Origin of the sequence: Candidatus Tisiphia endosymbiont of Nemotelus uliginosus, assembly GCF_964264835.1 — a bacterium.
Lineage (GTDB): Bacteria > Pseudomonadota > Alphaproteobacteria > Rickettsiales > Rickettsiaceae > Tisiphia.
The window spans coordinates 190,977-211,253 of record NZ_OZ183485.1; the positions used below are offsets into that span (position 1 = coordinate 190,977).

19 protein-coding genes are annotated in these 20,277 nt (G+C 34.1%); 11 read left to right on the plus strand and 8 right to left on the minus strand.

Annotated features, from left to right (window positions below; genetic code table 11):
- Positions 1-174 precede the first annotated feature (174 nt).
- Both lptB and ACFELV_RS00775 read right to left on the minus strand, forming a co-directional pair.
- Positions 175-897, minus strand: coding sequence for an LPS export ABC transporter ATP-binding protein (gene lptB / locus ACFELV_RS00770; protein WP_375326327.1), 723 nt, complete (start codon positions 895-897; stop codon positions 175-177).
- Positions 898-922: 25 nt separating this feature from the next.
- Positions 923-1,372: an LptA/OstA family protein gene (locus ACFELV_RS00775; RefSeq protein WP_375326328.1), complete on the minus strand. Its 450-nt coding sequence runs from the start codon at positions 1,370-1,372 to the stop codon at positions 923-925.
- A 256-nt stretch (positions 1,373-1,628) separates the two neighbouring features.
- On the opposite strand from ACFELV_RS00775, the gene ACFELV_RS00780 reads away from it, so the two are divergent.
- Genes ACFELV_RS00780 through ACFELV_RS00800 form a run of 5 tightly spaced genes read left to right on the plus strand, consistent with a single transcriptional unit; the run spans position 1,629 to position 5,247 of the window.
- Entirely contained in the window at positions 1,629-2,063 is a 435-nt protein-coding gene (locus ACFELV_RS00780) for an Rrf2 family transcriptional regulator (RefSeq protein ID WP_375326329.1), read from the plus strand.
- A gap of 32 nt (positions 2,064-2,095) precedes the next feature.
- On the plus strand, positions 2,096-3,208 hold the full coding sequence (locus ACFELV_RS00785) for a cysteine desulfurase family protein (protein ID WP_375326330.1): 1,113 nt from the start codon (positions 2,096-2,098) through the stop codon (positions 3,206-3,208).
- Between the two features lie 12 nt (positions 3,209-3,220).
- Positions 3,221-4,477 (plus strand): IscS subfamily cysteine desulfurase, encoded by a 1,257-nt coding sequence (locus ACFELV_RS00790; protein WP_375326331.1) that lies wholly within the window; start codon positions 3,221-3,223, stop codon positions 4,475-4,477.
- 40 nt (positions 4,478-4,517) lie between these two features.
- Positions 4,518-4,898 carry a Fe-S cluster assembly scaffold IscU gene (gene iscU, locus ACFELV_RS00795; protein WP_375326332.1) on the plus strand — a complete coding sequence of 127 codons (381 nt, stop codon included), beginning with the start codon at positions 4,518-4,520 and terminating at the stop codon, positions 4,896-4,898.
- A 13-nt stretch (positions 4,899-4,911) separates the two neighbouring features.
- Positions 4,912-5,247: a HesB/IscA family protein gene (locus ACFELV_RS00800; RefSeq protein WP_375326333.1), complete on the plus strand. Its 336-nt coding sequence runs from the start codon at positions 4,912-4,914 to the stop codon at positions 5,245-5,247.
- A gap of 91 nt (positions 5,248-5,338) precedes the next feature.
- Here the strand turns inward: ACFELV_RS00800 and ACFELV_RS00805 are convergent, their stop codons facing one another.
- The 5 genes from ACFELV_RS00805 to ACFELV_RS00825 form a co-directional block, all read right to left on the minus strand.
- On the minus strand, positions 5,339-6,505 hold the full coding sequence (locus tag ACFELV_RS00805; RefSeq protein WP_375326334.1) for a hypothetical protein: 1,167 nt from the start codon (positions 6,503-6,505) through the stop codon (positions 5,339-5,341).
- A 134-nt stretch (positions 6,506-6,639) separates the two neighbouring features.
- A complete protein-coding gene (gene leuS, locus ACFELV_RS00810; RefSeq protein WP_375326335.1) occupies positions 6,640-9,186 on the minus strand; it encodes a leucine--tRNA ligase in 2,547 nt (848 codons plus the stop codon).
- Positions 9,187-9,373: 187 nt separating this feature from the next.
- Complete coding sequence (locus ACFELV_RS00815) at positions 9,374-9,895, minus strand: DUF3576 domain-containing protein (RefSeq protein ID WP_375326336.1); 522 nt, start codon at positions 9,893-9,895, stop codon at positions 9,374-9,376.
- A 167-nt stretch (positions 9,896-10,062) separates the two neighbouring features.
- On the minus strand, positions 10,063-10,701 hold the full coding sequence (locus ACFELV_RS00820; protein ID WP_375326337.1) for a 3-oxoacid CoA-transferase subunit B: 639 nt from the start codon (positions 10,699-10,701) through the stop codon (positions 10,063-10,065).
- Between the two features lie 129 nt (positions 10,702-10,830).
- Complete coding sequence (locus ACFELV_RS00825) at positions 10,831-11,532, minus strand: CoA transferase subunit A (protein ID WP_375326338.1); 702 nt, start codon at positions 11,530-11,532, stop codon at positions 10,831-10,833.
- A gap of 260 nt (positions 11,533-11,792) precedes the next feature.
- Between ACFELV_RS00825 and ACFELV_RS00830 the strand changes: the two genes are divergently transcribed.
- The gene (locus ACFELV_RS00830) at positions 11,793-12,113 is read left to right on the plus strand and encodes a TfoX/Sxy family protein (RefSeq protein WP_375326339.1); all 321 of its coding nucleotides are present in this window, start codon (positions 11,793-11,795) and stop codon (positions 12,111-12,113) included.
- A gap of 6 nt (positions 12,114-12,119) precedes the next feature.
- On the opposite strand, the gene ACFELV_RS00835 is transcribed toward ACFELV_RS00830, so the two are convergent.
- Complete coding sequence (locus ACFELV_RS00835) at positions 12,120-12,611, minus strand: GyrI-like domain-containing protein (protein ID WP_375326340.1); 492 nt, start codon at positions 12,609-12,611, stop codon at positions 12,120-12,122.
- A 143-nt stretch (positions 12,612-12,754) separates the two neighbouring features.
- Between ACFELV_RS00835 and ACFELV_RS00840 the strand changes: the two genes are divergently transcribed.
- The 5 genes from ACFELV_RS00840 (at position 12,755) to ACFELV_RS00860 (ending at position 20,162) form a co-directional block, all read left to right on the plus strand.
- Positions 12,755-12,919 carry a hypothetical protein gene (locus tag ACFELV_RS00840; protein ID WP_375326341.1) on the plus strand — a complete coding sequence of 55 codons (165 nt, stop codon included), beginning with the start codon at positions 12,755-12,757 and terminating at the stop codon, positions 12,917-12,919.
- A 216-nt stretch (positions 12,920-13,135) separates the two neighbouring features.
- A complete protein-coding gene (locus ACFELV_RS00845; RefSeq protein WP_375326342.1) occupies positions 13,136-13,894 on the plus strand; it encodes a M15 family metallopeptidase in 759 nt (252 codons plus the stop codon).
- Positions 13,895-14,630: 736 nt separating this feature from the next.
- Complete coding sequence (locus ACFELV_RS00850) at positions 14,631-15,284, plus strand: CPBP family intramembrane glutamic endopeptidase (protein ID WP_375326343.1); 654 nt, start codon at positions 14,631-14,633, stop codon at positions 15,282-15,284.
- 420 nt (positions 15,285-15,704) lie between these two features.
- Positions 15,705-16,784: an IS4 family transposase gene (locus ACFELV_RS00855; RefSeq protein ID WP_375326208.1), complete on the plus strand. Its 1,080-nt coding sequence runs from the start codon at positions 15,705-15,707 to the stop codon at positions 16,782-16,784.
- A 12-nt stretch (positions 16,785-16,796) separates the two neighbouring features.
- Complete coding sequence (locus tag ACFELV_RS00860) at positions 16,797-20,162, plus strand: glycoside hydrolase TIM-barrel-like domain-containing protein (RefSeq protein WP_375326344.1); 3,366 nt, start codon at positions 16,797-16,799, stop codon at positions 20,160-20,162.
- Positions 20,163-20,277: the final 115 nt, after the last annotated feature.

Below are 20,277 nucleotides of genomic sequence, written 5' to 3' on the forward strand. Positions count from 1 at the left end.
AACCACAGTGTACGGCAGTAATAGTGAGGCTTTGAGCCTAGATTCATTGTCAAAATTACCATCTCGAGTAGCGTTTTAAAAGAAGTTTAATGATTAACGCACTATTCGATGTAAGCATTATTATACCATTTCTGAAAACTAATCAACACGTTGATTTAGGCTGAATTCAGTTTATCATAAAGAAAAGGATTGCCCTAAATATACTTCTTTTACCTGACAGCTTGAAGCAATCTCTTGGGGATTACCTTCTAATAATACTTTACCATTATAAATAACATAAGCACGATCTACTATATTCAGGGTATCTCTAACATTATGATCAGTAATTAAAATACCAATATTACGATCGCGTAGGTGAGAAATTAAATCTTTAATATCCTCAATTGCCAGAGGATCAATCCCAGCAAGTGGTTCATCAAGCATAATAAACTTAGGATTCGCTGCTAGAGTTCTTGCTATTTCCAACCTCCTCCTTTCTCCACCAGATAGCCCCATCGCTGATAATTCTTTGAGGTGAAAAATCGAAAATTCTTTAAGTAAATCCGAAGTTTTTTGTTCGATAATCTCCTGATCAGTTTCTAAAATCTCTAGTACTACCCTAATATTATCCCCTACAGATAAACCCCGAAAAATTGATGGTTCTTGTGGTAAGTAACTGAAGCCAAATTTAGCTCTTAAGTAAATAGGTAAATGGGTAATATTATAGTCATTATAAAATAATGTGCCGCTATCTGGATGAGTTAGCCCTATAATAATGCTAAAACAAGTGGTTTTACCTGCGCCATTTGGACCAAATAGTCCTACTATTTCTCCTGCCTGTAAATATAAAGATAAATCGCTTAATATTACCCTTTTATTATAAGATTTTGAAATATTATTTACTTGTAGCCTATTCATTATCCGCACTCTTAAATAATAATTTTCACAAATCCACTTTATTAAGTTTCATATAATACACTAATTTATTTGTTTTTATAATAATTTCATTATGTTGGATTATTATATTACCAGACAATATCAGTTCTTCTGTATCTACTAAATATTTTGCTGAATCAGCAATTAATATTTCATGGGTGTGAGCTCTTTCAGCTATAAGTTTGTTGGGCATCACTATATAGTCAATAGCTGTTTTATTATGCACTTTTTTATAAAAAATTTGCAAGGAAGTAGTTTTAACTACCATACCTTCGAACCATAAAACCACTTCTCCGGTAAAGCAAGCCTGCTGCTTCGCTTGATCAATGACTAAATGATCTGAATTAATATGCAACTTGCGTAAATCATTTGCTTTAGCCGCTATTACCGGCTCCATTACCATGAAACATAATATAATATAGAAGATGCTTTGTAACAATTTATTCTTAAAGCCCATTACTCATCCCTTCCTTATTTCGTATACAGAATTAGACATCTCCCATAAATTACAATAAAATCTTAGTAATTTGTAGAACACAGAACTAAAACAGGGCGATGTAATTCTTGTCCCTCGATCCTAACTTTTATCTTTTACATCTTTTATTATCATAACACAACTGCTTCTAGGGTATAATATTGTCTTTTGTTAGAAAATACTTGATTAAATTAGTAGGATATTATAAAGTGTTAAAAGGAGCGAATATAATCTGTCTATGCAATTGACCACTAAAGCAAGGTACGCCGTAATGGCAATTTTAGAAATGGCCTCTCAAATGACTGACAGACCGGTTACTTTAGCTGCAATTTCACAGCATCAGCATATACCTGTTAATTATCTAGAGCAAATTTTTGCCAAGTTAAGGAGAGCTAATTTAGTGAAATCAGTAAAAGGTTCAAAGGGGGGGTATGTCCTTAACTCAGCCTTAAGGGACATCAAGATTTCTAATATTATTGATGCAGTTGATGAGAATATTGAAATGACTAGGTGTATGCGTAAGCCTGAGATTTACTGTATGCCTAATAAAGTACAGTGTAATACCCATTATTTATGGCTTGGTTTAGGGAATCATATCAGGGATTATTTTAATAATATCTCAATAGCAGATGTATTAGTATCGAATAAACATGATAAAACAGATTTAGTATAAATTAACTAACCTGAATTTGGAGGTTAACTAATATGTTATACTTAGATCATAATGCAACTACTCATCTACATCCTAAAGTTAAGGAGCTGGTCATAAATCTACTGGACGGGGCATATAATCCTTCCTCGATTCATACAAATGGGCGCTCTGCAAAAAATATAATAGAAACTGCCAGAATGCAGATTGCAAAATCTGTAGGTATTGATATAAATAGCCGAGAATATGAACTGATTTTTACCTCTTCTGGGACCGAGAGTAATAACCTGTTGATCAATAGTTATATGGATGGAGAAATTTTTATCTCTGGAATAGAACATTTATCAATTTTTGCCCATACTAAATATCGAGATAATTTTAAAGTGATTAACGTTAACAGCGATGGTATTGTTGATATTCAACATTTAGCAAAATTATTATCGACAAGCCCTAGCAGTAAAAAGCTTGTTTCTATCATGCTTGCAAATAATGAAACCGGCGTTATACAAAATATCAAAGAGTTAGCAATGCTTGCAAGGCAGTACGGCGCTATTTTCCACAGTGATTGTGTACAAGCAGTAGGTAAAATTCCTGTTAATATTCCAGAATTAGGGCTAGATTTTGCTACTATTTCTTCTCATAAATTGGGAGGAATGCAAGGTAGTAGTGTTTTGATTGCGAGACGAAACCATATGCTTAAAGCTATGATCGTAGGGGGAGGACAAGAAAAAAATATTAGGCCTGGCACCGAAAATGTAGTAGCAATTGCCTCTTTTGGTTTCGCTAGTGAAATAGCGGCACAAGAAGTAATGCAAAGATACCAAAATATGAGCAAACTGCAAGCGGATTTGGAACTAAATCTGCGAGCATACCCTAACCTTACTATAGCTTCAAAAAATGCCACGAGATTACCTAATACTACTCTTATGGTACTCTCAAAGGGTGAGGTGCATACAAAATTAATATCGCTGGATTTACAGGGGATAGCTGTTAGCATAGGTTCTGCTTGTTCATCAGGTAAAGTAAGTAAATCACATGTATTATCTGCTATGGGGTTTAGTGATACGGACGCGAAGTCTTCAATTAGAGTTAGCTTTAGTTATGATCAAACCACCCAAGATGTAATAACTTTTATTAATGCATTTAAAGAAATATATTCTAGCTATTGAGAGTAATTGAGCATGAATGAACTAGAACTATTAAGAGAACAAGTAAAAGCAAGTGGTAAATCATTACCAATTTATATGGATTACCAGTCAACGACTCCTCTTGACCCTAGAGTATTAGAGGCGATGTTACCTTATTTTACTAGTAAATTTGGAAATCCTCATTCTAGAAGCCACTCCTTCGGATGGGAAGCTGAAGAAGCAGTAGAAATTGCAAGAGCAAAGGTGGCAAACCTCATTAATGCAGACCCAAAAGAGATTATTTTTACTTCTGGAGCAACTGAAGCTAATAATCTAGCAATTAAGGGAATTGCCAGATTTTATGGGAGTAAAAAGAAACATATCATCACTGCTGTCAGTGAGCATAAATGTGTTTTAGATGCTTGCAGGCACCTAGAAGATGAAGGCTTTAAAGTAACATATTTACCAATTCAAGCCAATGGGTTAATTAACTTAGAGATATTAAAGAACGCTATACACGATAATACTATGTTGGTATCAGTTATGGCTGTTAATAATGAAACCGGGGTAATTCAGCCCCTTAAAGAGATTGGAGCAATATGTCGGGAACGAGGAGTGTTTTTTCATTCGGATATTGCGCAAGGATATGGTAAAATTCCAATCGATGTTAATGAATATAATATAGATTTAGCAAGTATTTCAGGGCATAAAATTTATGGCCCTAAAGGAGTAGGAGCGTTATATATAAGAAAGAAGCCAAGAGTACGATTAGTACCAATTTTTAATGGAGGAGGACAGGAAAGAGGGATGCGTTCTGGTACTTTGCCTACTCCCTTAATTGTTGGATTAGGAGTGAGTGCTGAAATAGCTTTAGCGGAGATGGACAAAGATACTGCGCATGTAGAGGAGCTTTTTAATAGATTTTATGACAATATTAATAACGAAATACCAGACATTTATTTAAACGGTGATAAAAATGCTAGGTATAAGGGCAATTTAAACTTAAGCTTTGCTTATGTTGAAGGCGAATCATTAATTTTGGCCATTAAAGATTTAGCAGTCTCCTCTGGTTCCGCTTGTACTTCATCTTCCCTTGAGCCTTCATATGTATTAAGAGCAATGGGAGTAGATGAAGAATTAGCACATACTTCCATCAGGTTTGGTATCGGAAGATTTACTACCCAAGCAGAGGTAGATTATGCTGTAAAATTAATCATATCTAAGATTGGTAACTTACGGGACTTAAGCCCTCTTTGGGAAATGGTACAAGAAGGAATAGACTTGAAGCAGATCAAGTGGGCCTCCCACTAAATTGGTTTAAGAGACAAAAAATATAATTAAGGAGAACAAGATGGGATATGGCGACAAATTAATGGATCATTATGAGAATCCTCGCAACGTGGGATCCTTGGATAAGGCAGATGTTTATGTGGGCACAGGTCTTGTAGGGGCCCCTGCTTGCGGCGATGTGATGAAGCTACAAATTAAAGTGAGTAAAGAAGGGATTATTACTGATGCTAAATTTAAGACCTTTGGCTGTGGATCAGCAATTGCTTCTAGCTCTTTAGTCACAGAATGGGTAAAAGGTAAGTCTATTGATGAAGCAGGTTCAATAAAAAATACTGAGATAGCTAAAGAATTATCCCTACCACCAGTAAAACTGCATTGTTCTTTATTAGCAGAAGATGCGATCAAGGCGGCAATAGCTGATTACAGAAAGAAAAAAACTTAACTTAAGTATACTTATGCATAAGAATATTTTAACATTGACTGATAGAGCAGTAGAGCAAGTTAAATTATTATTAGCTAAACCTAATAAGCCAGTTTTTGGTATTAGAGTTGGGGTAAAGTCTGGCGGTTGTTCGGGTATAATATACCACATAGAGTACGCTGCTGAGAAGAATAAATTTGATGAAGTAGTAGAAGTGCACGGTGTGAAAATACTGATTGATCCCAAAGCTTTAATGTATCTTATAGGTAGTATAATGGATTATGTAGAAGATAAATTTAAGACAGGTTTTGCTTTTACTAATCCGAATCAAAAAGGTAGTTGTGGTTGTGGAAAATCTTTTAGTGCTTGAAGTTTTAATTTCTAAATAGCATTACTTCTTCTAAACTCTATTATTGTTTGGAAGAAGTAATGTGTATCAAATCCTCAATAATTTCTAGTTCCTATCCTGCGTCTGCTGCTTCCAACATACTCAACCCTGTTGGTGCTACTTCTGGGCTATTATTGGCATCATAATATATGCTATCGGATAAAGTAGTTGCTTCTCTCTGGTAATATTCTTGATTAATATCACCGGTTTTTACAAAATTATTACTATAGTCTTCTGAAATATCATCCTCTTGTTCAGAGAGCTGAAGTTGATGTGCCATAGCATTTATTTTTTCCAAGTAATTTGCTCGTTGATTCCATTGTTCTGTTGTATTACCTTTAATTCCTATGAAATCTTTAAATTTAGTCAAACAGGAAGAAGATTGTTCATAATTTGTACGCTCATTTTTTAAGAAATGAAGTGTATTTATAAAATTTAATGCATCGTCAACATCCTGAGGATCAAATTGACTATTTAATACTTTCCGTACCCCAGCACTTGCAGTTAAAGCTATAGGCATATTGATTGATGTATACAAATCAGGAGTATAGCATTTTGTATCTCCTCGTGATTCATACACGGCTTCTGTATATCCTCCTTTCAAGTTATATTTACCAGTTTCAAAAATAACACCGTCTTTTTGTTGCTGCACTATAACCTCTGCAGTAAGGGGTTGTGTTACAAATTTAGGGCTTTTACCAATCATGGGTTGATTTTGAATCAACACATCTTGCCCTTTTTGATCCGCCAGAGTTACATATTGATACTTAGCAACTTGTCCATTTGGTTCTTTTACTTCTACACTGGATTCTGCAATACATACTGTTTTGGAGGTAGCGTGGTACATGTCCTTATATGTTTTAATCATAGCGCTATCATCTCTGCTTGTTTTAAAGAACAGACCTGCGACAAAAGCAGTGATTCCCCCATAAACCATCTTTTCTAGTATGCTTGTTGTAGTGATAGCCTTAATAGCACTGCCAGTAGTAATAGTACCAATCGCTACTTGTTTATTCAACTTGTAGCTTTCAGCCTGTTCTTGTAATGATCTATAGGTTTGTGGTTGTGCTTCTCCTAAGCCAATTTTAGAAATTATTAAAGCCGCCTTAATCCTAGAAGTTATCGGCTCTACGGTAGACCCCAACATTTTTGACCCTATTGATCTTGCTGCCCAGCCAGTTGTTGCAGACGATAGTAATCCTTTAGCTCCTTGGCTTAGTAGCCTTTGTAATCCCAACATTCTATACCTCTTTATTTATTAACGTTTGTTATAACATATAATAGTTTTGAAGGCATTATAGTAAAATACAAGATATTATGCAAGCAATATCTTAACTTTTTTATTAAAATATTAACTTTTAAGCAATGATTACTTTACAGGACTATATTGACTATCTTTTTGGGTATGATAATGATATTCTGTGGTTGGCTGTTATTTAAGTATTTTTTTAATGGCTCTAGCTGAAATATAATATTCTTAATTTCGTCTTCAGTAGTTACATTATGAAATTCATGAGTAGCCCTTAATTTACCATTAATTTGGATCGCCATTATATAAGATTCTTCTTCTAAAAACTGCTTGTTAAAAGAAGGCCAAGCTATTTGGTATAATCTCTCTTCATTCCCTAATTTTTGCCAAATTTCTTCGGTAATATGAGGAATAAATGGATTAAACAACCGAATTAAGATAGCAAATCCTTCTTTAACGCTGTTAATATCTCTTTTGGTTTCCTTAGAGAACTCGCCGGATAATGCGTTAAATAATTCTCGAAGTCGTGCTATAGCTTTATTGAGTTTAAATTCCCTAATTTCCTCAGTAACATATTTGACAGTATAATGCGTAAGTTTGAGCAGTTTACTTGAGTTAATTTCTGATAACAAAGTAACAGGCTGGTCATGATTAATTAGCATTGCTGCCATATTAGCAAGTTTACTTAAAAAGCGAGTGCATCCTTCAAGGCCAGTCGCTGACCATTCAAAATCTTTTTCTGGAGGACTATCTGATAAGACAAATAATCTCACAGCGTCAGCGCAGTGGTTTGCTAATATTGTTTCTAAATCCACTACATTCTTTTTAGATTTACTCATTTTTTCTACCCGCCCTTGGAATACGTGCTGCCCAGTATGTTTATTCACCAATTTATCCGACTGCTTTTCTACTTCATCTGGATAAAGCCAGTTATTGTCAGCATCCTTATAAGTAGCATGAAGTACCATCCCTTGCGTTAATAAGCTAGTAAATGGTTCACGCACGCTAAGATATCCTTGCTCATTCATAACTTTAGTAAAGAACCGAGCATACAGAAGATGCATCACCGCATGTTCTACCCCTCCAATATATTGGTCCACTGGTAGCCAATAATCGCATGAGTTTTTATTAGTTATATTCGGTGCCGAATTATCACAATAGCGGGTGAAATACCAGGAAGACTCAAAAAAAGTATCCAATGTATCAGTTTCCCGAAAGGCTGCTTTTTGGCATTTTGGGCAGTTAGTATGTTTCCAAGTAGGATGTAGATCAAGAGGATTACCATGTCCATCAAATTTAATATTGTCTGGGAGCGTTACAGGCAAATTAGCGATCGGTACCGGCACAATACCACAAACTGAGCAATATATTATTGGGATAGGACAACCCCAAAATCTTTGTCTCGATACCCCCCAATCTTTTAAGCGGTAATTAATGATACGCTTACCTATATTACGTGCCTCAAATTCTTTAATAACTCTTGTTCTAGCCTCATGAATATCTAGATCATTTAGAAAATCTGAATTAATCATTGTGCCATCACCAGTGTAAGGTAGAAGAGAGGCACCCAAATTAGTCATCCCCACTCTTAACTCAATATTCTGAGGAGAAACCACTGGTTTTATCGGTAATTGTAGTTTGATAGCTAGTTCGTAATCCCTTTCATCATGGGCAGGACAACCAAAAACGGCACCGGTTCCATATTCCATTAGAACAAAATTAGCAATAATAACAGGTAAGGTAATGCTAGGGTTAAATGGATGGGTAACCGAGAGATTAGTGACGACCCCGTCTTTTTCAGCTTTTTCTACTGCAACACTACTATGTAGATTAGCACATTGTTGAATAAAAGAGAGGATTTGAATATTTTTATCTACTAATTGTTCAATTATAGGATGGTTATAAGCTATGGCTATAAAACTTGCCCCAAAAATCGTTTCTGGCCGTGTAGAAAATACTTCAATAATATGATTACTATCTTTAATAGACCAATTAAAGTTGCTACCTTCAGATTTACCTATCCATTTTTCCTGCATAGATTTTACTGACTCGGGCCAATTAGTCAATTTTGGGATTTCATTTAATAATTCTTCAGCATAGTTAGTAATTTTTAGAAACCATTGTTTTAAGTATCGTTTTTCAATTATAGCTCCAGAACGCCAACCTCGTCCGTCAATTACTTGTTCATTAGCTAGCACAGTTTGATCCACAGGGTCCCAATTCACTAATGATTCTTTTTGGTAGGCTAGTCCTCTTTCATATAATTCTAAAAAGAATTTTTGTTCATGTTGATAATAAGCTGGGTCACAAGTATTGACTTCCCGTGACCAATCATAGGAAAAACCAATTGACTGTAATTGTTTCCTCATAGTATCGATGTTGCGATAAGTCCATTCTTTAGGATGAGAATTATTATTAATAGCAGCATTTTCTGCAGGCAATCCAAAAGCATCCCACCCCATAGGATGCAGTACATTATAGCCTTGAGCTTTCATAAAACGCGCAGTACAATCCCCTATAGAGTAATTCCGTAAATGCCCTACATGAATTTTACCCGAAGGGTAAGGCAGCATTTCAAGGACATAATATTTAGGTTTTGTGCTGTCGTTTATTGTAGTAAAAGCTTTTTCTTCGTGCCAAATCTTTTGCCACTTCTGATCAATATTTTTCATGTGTTTAACAGTAAAATGCCCAACTTGAATTGACTATAATTATTAAGAAATAATACCATTTCCGAAAACTAATTATCTACGTTCGTCGTACTTCATGATCTTCTGCTCCTCACGTACTAATATGTACGCGGAGGTAGCCGACACTCGTACTCTAAGTGCTAATTTAGTTTCGAGAAATGCTATTATTTCATCCTTTTCCTTCAACACTAATATATAACTCGCGTGCTTTTCGTAGAATTTTATCTTCAATACTGAGCGCTAAATTGGAAGCATTATGCTGATCTACCCACTGACCTTGTTTAAGGGTTTGTTCAAATACTCTAACTTGAATTGAATCAGGGCTAATTATATTATCTTTAATAACGATATTTATTTTAAATCTAAAATTTTTATTTTCTTTAGGGCTATACCATTCAGTAATAATGATCCCACCATTAGAATCAGTGGAAGCCAGAGGAATAAAATTTAATATTTCCACTGCTGCTTGCCATAAATATTTATTAATTTGACTCTCCTTAGTCTTTGTTGATTCATTCTTTATTTTACTAGGTGAAAAGGTTAAACCTTCTTTGCCAGCCAAAGAACCCATATCCTGAAGTTTTCTTTCTTCCTCGGTCTGAGGATAATCCCTATTGATAGCAATAACATGATTATTAAGACAGAATAAGAGAGTTATTATTCCTATAATTTGTTGAAAATATTTTTGCATACGTAATTAATTATTAAAGTTAAATTAGGTTTTATAAACATTTCTATCTAATGGTCTATTTCGTCGTTATTTGTGTTCTCGAATCCTCACATACACCCTAGGGCGCTGAGATGCTGCAAGCGAAAATGCCTATAAATCTACTCATTACATAAAAATGTTCACAGAACCTATAATGATGCAGTGAATTCTGCCAAGGTCTTGTCCCTTATTTCTTCTATACTCACGTCTGCTGGTTTTTTAATTAAATCCAACATATTGTTAGTGATATCAAATACACCTAGATCCGTTATTACCCTATTTACTACATTAATACCTGTTAATGGTAAAGTACATTGTTTTAATAATTTGGCATTACCGTTCTTTGTTATATGTTCCATTACCACAACCACACGTTTAACATTTGCTACCAAATCCATTGCTCCTCCCATACCCTTTACTATTTTTCCAGGCACTGTCCAATTAGCCAGGTCACCATTTTGGGATACTTGCATAGCCCCTAAAATAGTTAGGTCTATGTGCGATCCTCTAATCATGGCAAAAGAGGTGGCGCTATCAAAGTAGCTGCTTTCTGGAATGGCAGTAATAGTTTCTTTGCCTGCATTAATTAGATCCGGGTCTTCTTCTCCTTCCCAAGGAAAAGGACCCATGCCAAGCATCCCATTCTCACTTTGTAAAATAATATTCATATCTGGCGTAATATAATTGGCCACATTTGTAGGTATTCCGATTCCCAGATTAACATATAAATTTTGTTTCAGTTCCATTTGTGCTGCTATTTGGCACATTTGTTCTTTAGACCAAGCCATTATTAATTTATCTTCCTCTAGAGCAGTAATTAGTGCTAAATGCGATGTATTTTATTATTGCTGACACAATTCACTGACAAATTTATGGTATCCCTGTTTTACAACATTTTATATAGGTAATCAACTACTTTACAGTAACTTTCTAGTTAACTTACGTTCTATACGTTTTTCATATTTCTCCCCTAAGACTACCCTATTTACAAATATATTAGGAGTATGAATACTATTAGGGTCAAGAGAACCGGTTTCCACAATTTCTTCTACTTCACAAACCGTCACTGTAGCAGCACTAGCCATTATTGGGTTAAAATTACGCGCTGTTTTATTATAGATAACATTGCCGCTTTTGTCCGCTTTCCAGCCTTTTACAATTGCTAAATCCGCAACAAGAGCTGTTTCCATCAAATATTTTTTACCATTAAATTCTCGTACTTCTTTACCATTTTCTACTATAGTTCCTACTCCTGTGCGAGTATAAAATTCTGGAATTCCTGCCCCGCCTGCTCTAATTCTTTCTACTAATGTTCCTTGCGGATTTAATTCCACTTCTAAAGAACCGTCGATATATTGTTGTTCAAAATTTTTATTTTCTCCTACATAAGAAGAGATCATTTTCTTGATTTGGCGGGCCTTTAATAATATACCAAGACCAAACTCATCTACACCACAATTATTGCTAATTACGGTTAGATTTTTTACCTTTGATTCTAATATAACATTGATTAAATTTTCTGGTATTCCACACAGACCAAATCCTCCAGCCATAATAGTCATGCCATCATGTAATAAATCAGCCAAGGCTAAGGTAGATGAAGAATATATTTTATTCATTCGATAATATTAACTTTAATTTGCATTGTTCTTATATTAAGAATTATTTGTACAAAGATTATTATAGAGGCAGTATACTAAAAAAGCAAAGAGAGGTTTTTATTTTTGGCATTTAAAAACAATATTATATCATGTTTAAGTTGAACTTTATCCATTGAAATGTGGCTAATACACCTAAAGATCCTATAAATACTGCCTTGTAGTCTTATGCGGAATTTTTGCAGAAATATTGAAAATACCCTAATTACGATGAGTGATTTGTGAACATAAAAATAACAAGTGATGAGTTCTTAGATTATGTAATAGATATATTAAGTCCACTATACCAGGTTAAAACGCGCAAGCTGTTTGGGGGATATGGCCTTTATATTAATGGCAAAATTTTTGCTTTAATTGCTAAACAAGAACTTTATTTTAAAGCTAGTAATCAAGCAATGGAATTTTTGATAAAGTTTGATTCCGAGCCTTTTTCTTACAAGAAAAGGGATAAAATTATTAAAATGTCTTACTGGAAAGTTCCGGCAGAAATTTTAGAAAATCCAGAACTATTACAGCAGTGCCTCAGTATTTCATTACAATGATATTTTTCATTTCTTGATACCAATATAGATATCAAGAATTGCATTGCTTGGATCTCTACTTCTTTCGTCATAAATTTCAAAGTCAGCAATGTAAGCTCGGTCGCCACTTAAATCAGGCACTCCCATTTTCCATATGTTTTGCCACATATCGATAACAACTTTAGGCATTTGACCAGGGTTTGATGTAAATTTTGCATAAGTTTGCACTGGAATAATAAGAGTGTCAAATTCTTCATTGTTCTTATCAAAAGAAGTGACTTCCTCACCAAGGAAATAGGTGTACGCCCCACTTGCATCGCTTTCATAATTTGTATAGACTGCAAATATTTTACCAGGAGTTTTTTTATTGGTGATTTTTTCTTGCAAGTTTTCTGCAAAAAATCTTTGCATCACAGCTTCTATTTTTGCCGTCTCAGGATTCATCTCAGCTGCATTGGATGTAACAGCAGTAATACCAACCAGTTTAATTTCTGATAATTCTGTAATCATTTTATTCATTTAGACTACTCACTCTCCCGCTTAAGTTTGTTGTCAACTCTTTAAATGTTGAATCTAATGTAATAGCTAATCCTATTGAAACTCTGCAGCATAATATAGAAAACCTTAAATTGTATCAAGAAGAATTAAAGTCAAGAACTATAATGTTAAAACAATTAGAAAAATTGCAACAGGAAATTAACAGATATGATGATCGAATTGTGCAAAATCCTAAAGAGCATAATCAATCTCAATTTACCAAAAAACTACTAGAAATGCTATCAAAGTCAAGACGACACCGCGCTGTTAATAAGGATCATATGAGATGATAATTACTTGGCTTTGTTCAAATCTGCAGTAGTTTTGATAGTTCTTGAATTGTATCTAACCTTTAATTTTTACCGAATAATCTTTATAGTCGCAGTTAATTACTAATCGTATTGCTAACAAAAGCAAACCGCTATACATAGATTAATTTGCTTATTAATAGAGAAAGTGTTATTTTGATTTTAATGTAGATGTTATTAAATTATATAATTTATCATATGAAAATAAAAATGAACAGGTACTGCAAGCTGTTATTGTTCTATTCCTTAATAGCTATTATCAATTCTTCTTTTGCTATAGAATTACCAAAAGGTTTTGTTTACTTACAAGAAATAGATCCTACTATTATCGAAAATCTTCGTTACCATTCAGCTGAAAATTTTATTGGCAGGAAACTAGTTGGCTATGAAGCAAACCGTGTAATTCTATCGGCAGCCGCTGCTAAAGCGCTATCAAATGTGCAACAAGAACTACTAAAAGATGGATATTCTTTAGTTATTTATGATGCGTACCGTCCTCAGCGGACTGTAGAGCTGTTTATAAGGTGGAGTAAGGACGTTAGTGATCAATTACAAAAAGAAAAATATTACCCAAATATTGATAAAAAGGATGTATTTAAGTTAGGATACGTTGCCGAAAAATCCGGTCACAGCCGTGGTAGTACTGTAGATTTAACTATAAAAAAACTAGATAGCCCACTTAAAAGCATTGCCTTCGAAAAACGTAAGTTGAAAGATGGTAGTATAGTACCTTATCTTGACGACGGTACTGTTGATATGGGTAGTTCCTTTGATTTACTTGATACAGCCTCTCATCACGATAGTAAGATAATTGATCAAAATTTTTTAAAATGGCGTAATTATTTAAGATCAATTATGAAAAAACATGGTTTTAATGAGTATCAAGAAGAATGGTGGCACTACACTCTAAAAGATGAACCTTTTCCCGATACTTATTTTGACTTTCCAGTTAAATAATATATGGGAAATGCAATATAATACTGACTACCGAGTTGCTTTCAAGGCAGTAGTAGGAGTATGAGTGGTGAGGCGCGCGGAACCTAGTAGATCTAGGTGAGCACGACGAATCCCGAAATACGACGACCTAATGTGAAGAAAGCAATTTAGTATGACATTATGCTGCTTTTGTAAGACTTGTAAGCACAGTATTTTCTTACTTAGCAGACCAATCATTGCTATTAATAGCAGCCTTAATTGTAGTAAAGGCTGCTACTTCGTTTCTGGACCAAATCATATGCTGGTGGCATTTACCCAAGCAATTGATTCTTAATTTGAATAGACCTCTTGCATAACCTAATCTAATTGGTAATTTTGTTGTCAAAACTCATCTCCGTTCCTCACGTACAATTTAAGTACGTTGCGGTACTCGACTTCGTTTTTCCTAAAAATTCCTCAATTATCTTTAGGTTATGCAAGAGGTCTAATATTTAGTGGGAAAATTCGCGTGGGTTTTGCATTATATTTAAAATATTTTACATATATAACATTATTTTTTAGTATTCTCTTACTATGGATCCCAGATAAGATCAATTACAAGCCATGGAAAGGATTTTTTTTCTTTTCTCTAATTGTATCTTGTTTTTTTAGCGGGATCACTAATTTAATATCTATGCTTGTGGTTTTATTACTTTATTATTTGGTAAATACATATCAAAGCAGTAATTCCACACCAAAATATCTTTTATGGACTTTAGTGTGGATACTCTGTTGTGCTTTACAAGCACATTTGATTCCAGGATTTAATAATCTATTAGTGCTAAATGCAGTACAATTTACCCCTGATGCTAAACCTTACACAATGTATTTAAACTTTGACAAAGCAGTGGTAGGACTAATTATCCTAGGTACCACTCTAAAGTTAGTCAATTCTTGGCAAGAATGGAAAATATTGTTTAAACAAATAATGTATGAATTACCAATTATTGTACCTGCTATAATATTAATAATTATTTTATCGATTATATTTAATTATATTAAATTTGAACTCAAATTCCCACAACTATTATGGATATGGGGAATTAATAACTTATTTTTCACATGTATTGCTGAAGAAGCGCTGTGGCGAGGGTTTGTACAAGAATCCCTAACAAAATTTAAATATCAATATTCTGAGTATATAGCGTTACTAATTTCAGCAATCTTTTTTGGTCTAGCTCATTTCCCTGGAGGAGGTAAGTATGTACTTTTGGCAACAATTGCTGGAGTGTTATATGGTTGGGTATATAAAGTGACAAAAAGAATTGAAGCAAGTATATTAACTCATTTCACACTTAATTTAGTTCATATTTTATTTTTTACTTATCCAGCATTAAAATTGTTTTACAAAGCACTGACAGTTTGTGGCTAAGATTAAATGATTCTATAAATCAGCTTGGCTAACTTTATACCAAGTTGCTTTCAAGACAGTAGCAGGAGTATGAGGGGTGAGGCGCGCAGAACCTAGTAGATCTAGGTGAGCACGACGAATCCCGAAATATGACAACCTAATGTGAAGAAAGCAACTTGGTATTATTTGCAACTATAAAGGTCTATTATATAAGTTTATTATTCCACTTTGGGAACAAAACCCCGCACTTGCAGTATGTCGTTTCAACATAAATTCCATACAATCCATACAAGGCTAAAACTACGGAGCTTATTCCGTAAAGCGTTTATATATCTTATCTCATAGTACCCCACAGATTTTACAGGAGGGTTAAAATAATAAATTGAATAAGTGACTGAGAGTCACTAATCTCCGCTGAGAAACAAGCAACAGGAGGTATTAATGGACTCTCAATCACTATACCAAATATTATACATATTTTTAGATTGGCACCCAGCACGAATTAAAACATTTGCAGAATTAATTTGTGCAGTAGTAAAAGCTAAAACTGTGAGAATCAAAGAATTAGCACTGTATGTCGCTTCTAAAGGCAATTTGCATGCCAAGATTGTTAAAGTTGAGCGTTTGCTTTTAGAACAAAATATGTGCTTTATAAGTTTAGGGAAAATTATTGTTAAATTGCTCTGTCTAACAGGTAAAATTAGCCTTGCCATAGATAGAACCAGCTGGCAATTTGGTATTAAAAATTTGAATTTTTTTGTTGCAACTATCGTTTATGGTAATATTTCAATTCCTATAGCATGGTTGTTACTTGATAAAAAAGGCAACTCTTCTACTAATGAAAGAAAGAAATTGATTGAGCAAATTTTAACAATTATACCTAAGGAAATGATAGAGCTTATCCTTGCCGATCGGGAATTTGTTGGTGAGGAATGGTTGCAATATATGGGTGGAATCCAAAAATTACCTTTTGCTATCAGGCTAAGAAAAAGTGAGAAGGTCAAGCATTTCAACGGTGGCAAGATGAAGTTGAATAAATGTTTTGCCGATATGCAAATGGGTGACACTAAAACTATAGAAAGCAAAATTTACAATGGTATGGCAATTAAAATAACTTGTTTGCAATTAGAAAGAGAGCAACTATTTATTGCTAGTAATGTGCTTATTGGTGAATGTGCTTTGCTAGCATATAAGCAGAGGTGGAGCATTGAGCGACCTTTTCTGTCTCTCAAGTCATCTGGATTTAATATTGAAGATACCCACATTACAGATCAAAAAAAGCTGGAAAAACTATTTGCAATAGTATCTTTATCCTTAGCTATTTGCGTGCTTGCTGGTGACATTAAGAACAAAATTTATCCTATAAAGATCAAAAAACATGGTCGTAAATTATACTCATTATTTACTTACGGATTTGATTGGATAAAAGATTATTTTTATAACTCGTTAAGTGATACCCCTGCTATGTTGTTTTCATTACTACGAAAACACATTATGCATGCCTTTCAACTTCAACAATAAGTGTGGGGTACTATGAAAATTAATATGTTTGGGCAAATTTTAGGAGGGATTGGCAGCGCTATTGGAAACATGTTTGGCGGAGGAATATTATCTACTATCGGCCGATTTGCCGGTAAAGCTTTAGGTAATTATTTAGAACATTTAAATCATGCACCGGAAGAATATTATCATTTTAAAAACATCAAAGAAAGCTTTAGCATATCCAAAGCAGTATACGGTCAACCGATAACTTTAATATTTGGCACCAGCCGGGTTAATGGCAAGATAATCTGGGCCAGCCCTATTAGAGAAGTCCAAAACTGCCATATTGCATCGCACTATTCTGCAAATAGCAGTAAGGTGCAATCTATTCATAATATCACCGAATGCGAATATTATTTTTCATTTGCTGTGAGTATTTGTGAAGGAGAAGTAGCAGAAATTAGCCGCGTATGGGCTAATGATGAATTGTTAACCTTAGGGCAATATAAATTCAGATTATATTTGGGCTCCGAACATCAATTACCTGATCTCTTAATTGAAAGAAGTTGCGGCACTGGCAACACCCCAGCATTTCGTGGTTTAAGCTACGCCGTATTTGAAGACTTACCATTAAGTGATTTTAATAATATTATCCCTAATTTTTCCTTTGAAGTCACCAGAAAAGCCAATATCCCAGATAGTTCACCAAGAGTAAGTGTAGAAGAGCTAGTGGAAAGCATTAATATCATCCCTGGCTCTGGTGAATTCGTTTATGACACAGTAATACAGTACCAAACCACTACTCTGCCTACAGGAGAAATTATCAGTAAAAAGCCAATAAATTCCAACAATTATCGCAATATTGCCAATAGTCTTTATAATCTAGATCAGCTCAATATTATCTGCCCCAATATTAAGTGGGTAGCACCCATAGTAGCTTGGTTTGGCGATAATTTAAATATTGAAAAATGCACTATCAAGCCGGGGATAGAATTTAATGACTGTAATATAACATATTCAACAGAATGGCAAGTCAGTAAATATTGCCGTAGCAGTGCTCGCTTAATATCACGAGATGAAGCTGGTTGCCCTAAATATGGCGGTAGCATTAATGATGCAAGCTTAATTCGTTATTTACAAGAATTAAGATCTAGAAATTACCAAATCATGTTTTATCCGATGTTTTTTCTTGATATCGACCAAAAACCTTGGCGAGGTCATCTCACAGGAGAAGCTAACCTAGTGAAAGATTTTTTTAATAAAGCAGATGGGTATAATGATTTTATTTTACATTATGCAAGTTTAGTGAAAGATTATGTTAATGCGTTTGTAATCGGTTCAGAATTAATTGGCTTAACAAGCATCAAGGATAAAAATAATCATTTTCCAGCAGTAGATGAATTATTAAAATTAGCAAAATTAGTGAAAGAAATTGTTAAGGACCAAGTGCTCGTGACCTATGCAGCAGACTGGTCAGAATATCACCATACTAAAGGTGGGTGGTATAATTTAGATAAATTATTTGCTTCGCAGCATATAGATTTTATAGGGATTGATGCTTATTTCCCGGTAACTCGTACAACTCATTCTGGGATTTTATCTGAAGATATTATTAAAGGTTGGCAATCAGGGGAAGGGTATGATTATTGGATAGATGAGAATAATATCAAACAACCATTATCACCAGATTATGCTTGGAAAAATATCAACTATTGGTGGGAAAATCATCATCGTAATCCGGATGGCACTTTAACGGAATGGCAACCAAAATCTAAGAAGATTTGGTTTACAGAATTTGGCTTTCCTTCAGTCGATAAAGCCCCAAATCAACCTAATATATTTTTTGATCCTTTATGCCAAGATAGTGGACTTCCAAGATATTCCACCGGCGAAGTTGATATATCCATTCAACGTAAAAGTATCAGGAGTTTTATTGAATATTGGAAAACTCAAGAATATATAGAACAAATGTTTTTATGGACTTGGGATGCAAGACCCTACCCAGCATGGCCACATAGCAATATTTGGCGAGATAGTAAATTATGGGCAAAAGGGCACTGGGTTAATAATAAGTTTGGTGCTTGTAGCCTTGCTGCGCTAATTCTTGAATTATCTCATAGATGTAATATCCCGTTAAAATTTGTTGATGTTTCTACCTTAGATGAAAGTGTAGAAGGGATAATATTTAATAAAGCACTAACAGCTATTGATATCCTCAATTCCTTAAGAATTATATATTTCTTTGATATAGTTGCGTCTTATCAAGAATATATCCAGCTCAACAAACGAAGCAGTAAAATCCCGCGCCATATTAGTACTAAAATGCTCGTGAAGCTCCCTGACAATAGCTATTTGGAACAAATAGTTATTCCGAATACTAATATTATTGGTAAATTGGAAATACATTTTATTAATCATAATAATAGCTATAATACTGGTTTTTGTAGAGTAAATAATGAAAATCTTACTCATAAATCTATCCCCGTTTTAAAACTACCAGTTGTTATGTCATCCCTTGACGCAATAAGACTAGGAGAATTAATATTAAAAAATGCCTCTACTGAAACTAAAATTCTTAAATTCATTATTCCTGCTAGCCTTTTTAATAACCATCCTGGAGATTTTATCAACCTACATTACCTACATTATCATTACCAAATGAGAATTATTATTATCAAATTATCAAGATTGACAGCAGAAATTCATGGCGTTATTGATGAAATTGACACCTATCATTTTCCCATCAGCACCAATACACCTCTACCAAAATATATAGATTCGCCAGAGATAAAATATATTATCATGACTGGTGGGGAATTATCTAAATATAAATCTATTGCCCCTATTTGCCTTGAGGAGGAGAATAACGCGTATATTGCAATTTTTCTGCAAAGTCCTACTAATCAATCATTATATGCCTCATTAACTGACGATAATTATAATAAGATTGCTACCCTAACTAAACATACTGTGATAGCTACTGTCATATCATTTGAGAACTTATACTCAAAAAGTCTGAAAGACTTGGCTATGCACGCGGAAGGCAAGCAAGAAGGTTTAGAAGAAGAGCATAATATACAAATCGATACATTATCAAAAATTATAATTTCTTGTACAAATTTTGATCAAGTCACGGATAATGAGTGGAACTTAGCTAGGTGGGGGAAAGAAATTATTAAGTTTAAAAACTGTCAAAAAATAGGCAAACATCTCTATCAAATTGACTATATGACGCGAGGCAATTTTAATACCGAAAAATTTATCAATTCTCATCAACGGCAAGAATATTTAGTGTTACTAGAATCAAATATTAATATAGTATACCTGCCTTTAGCTTTGCAAAATAACCTAATATATTTTAAAATCGGTAATCTTAATCCTTATATTATTAATCTAAACTCTGTAGACAAAAATTAATTATGTTAAGAGCTGTTTTTTTAACGAAAATTAGCTCTTAACATAACTCATACCAAGTTGCTTTTAAGACAGTAGTAGGAGTATGAGTGGTGAGCCACGCAGAACCTGGTAGATC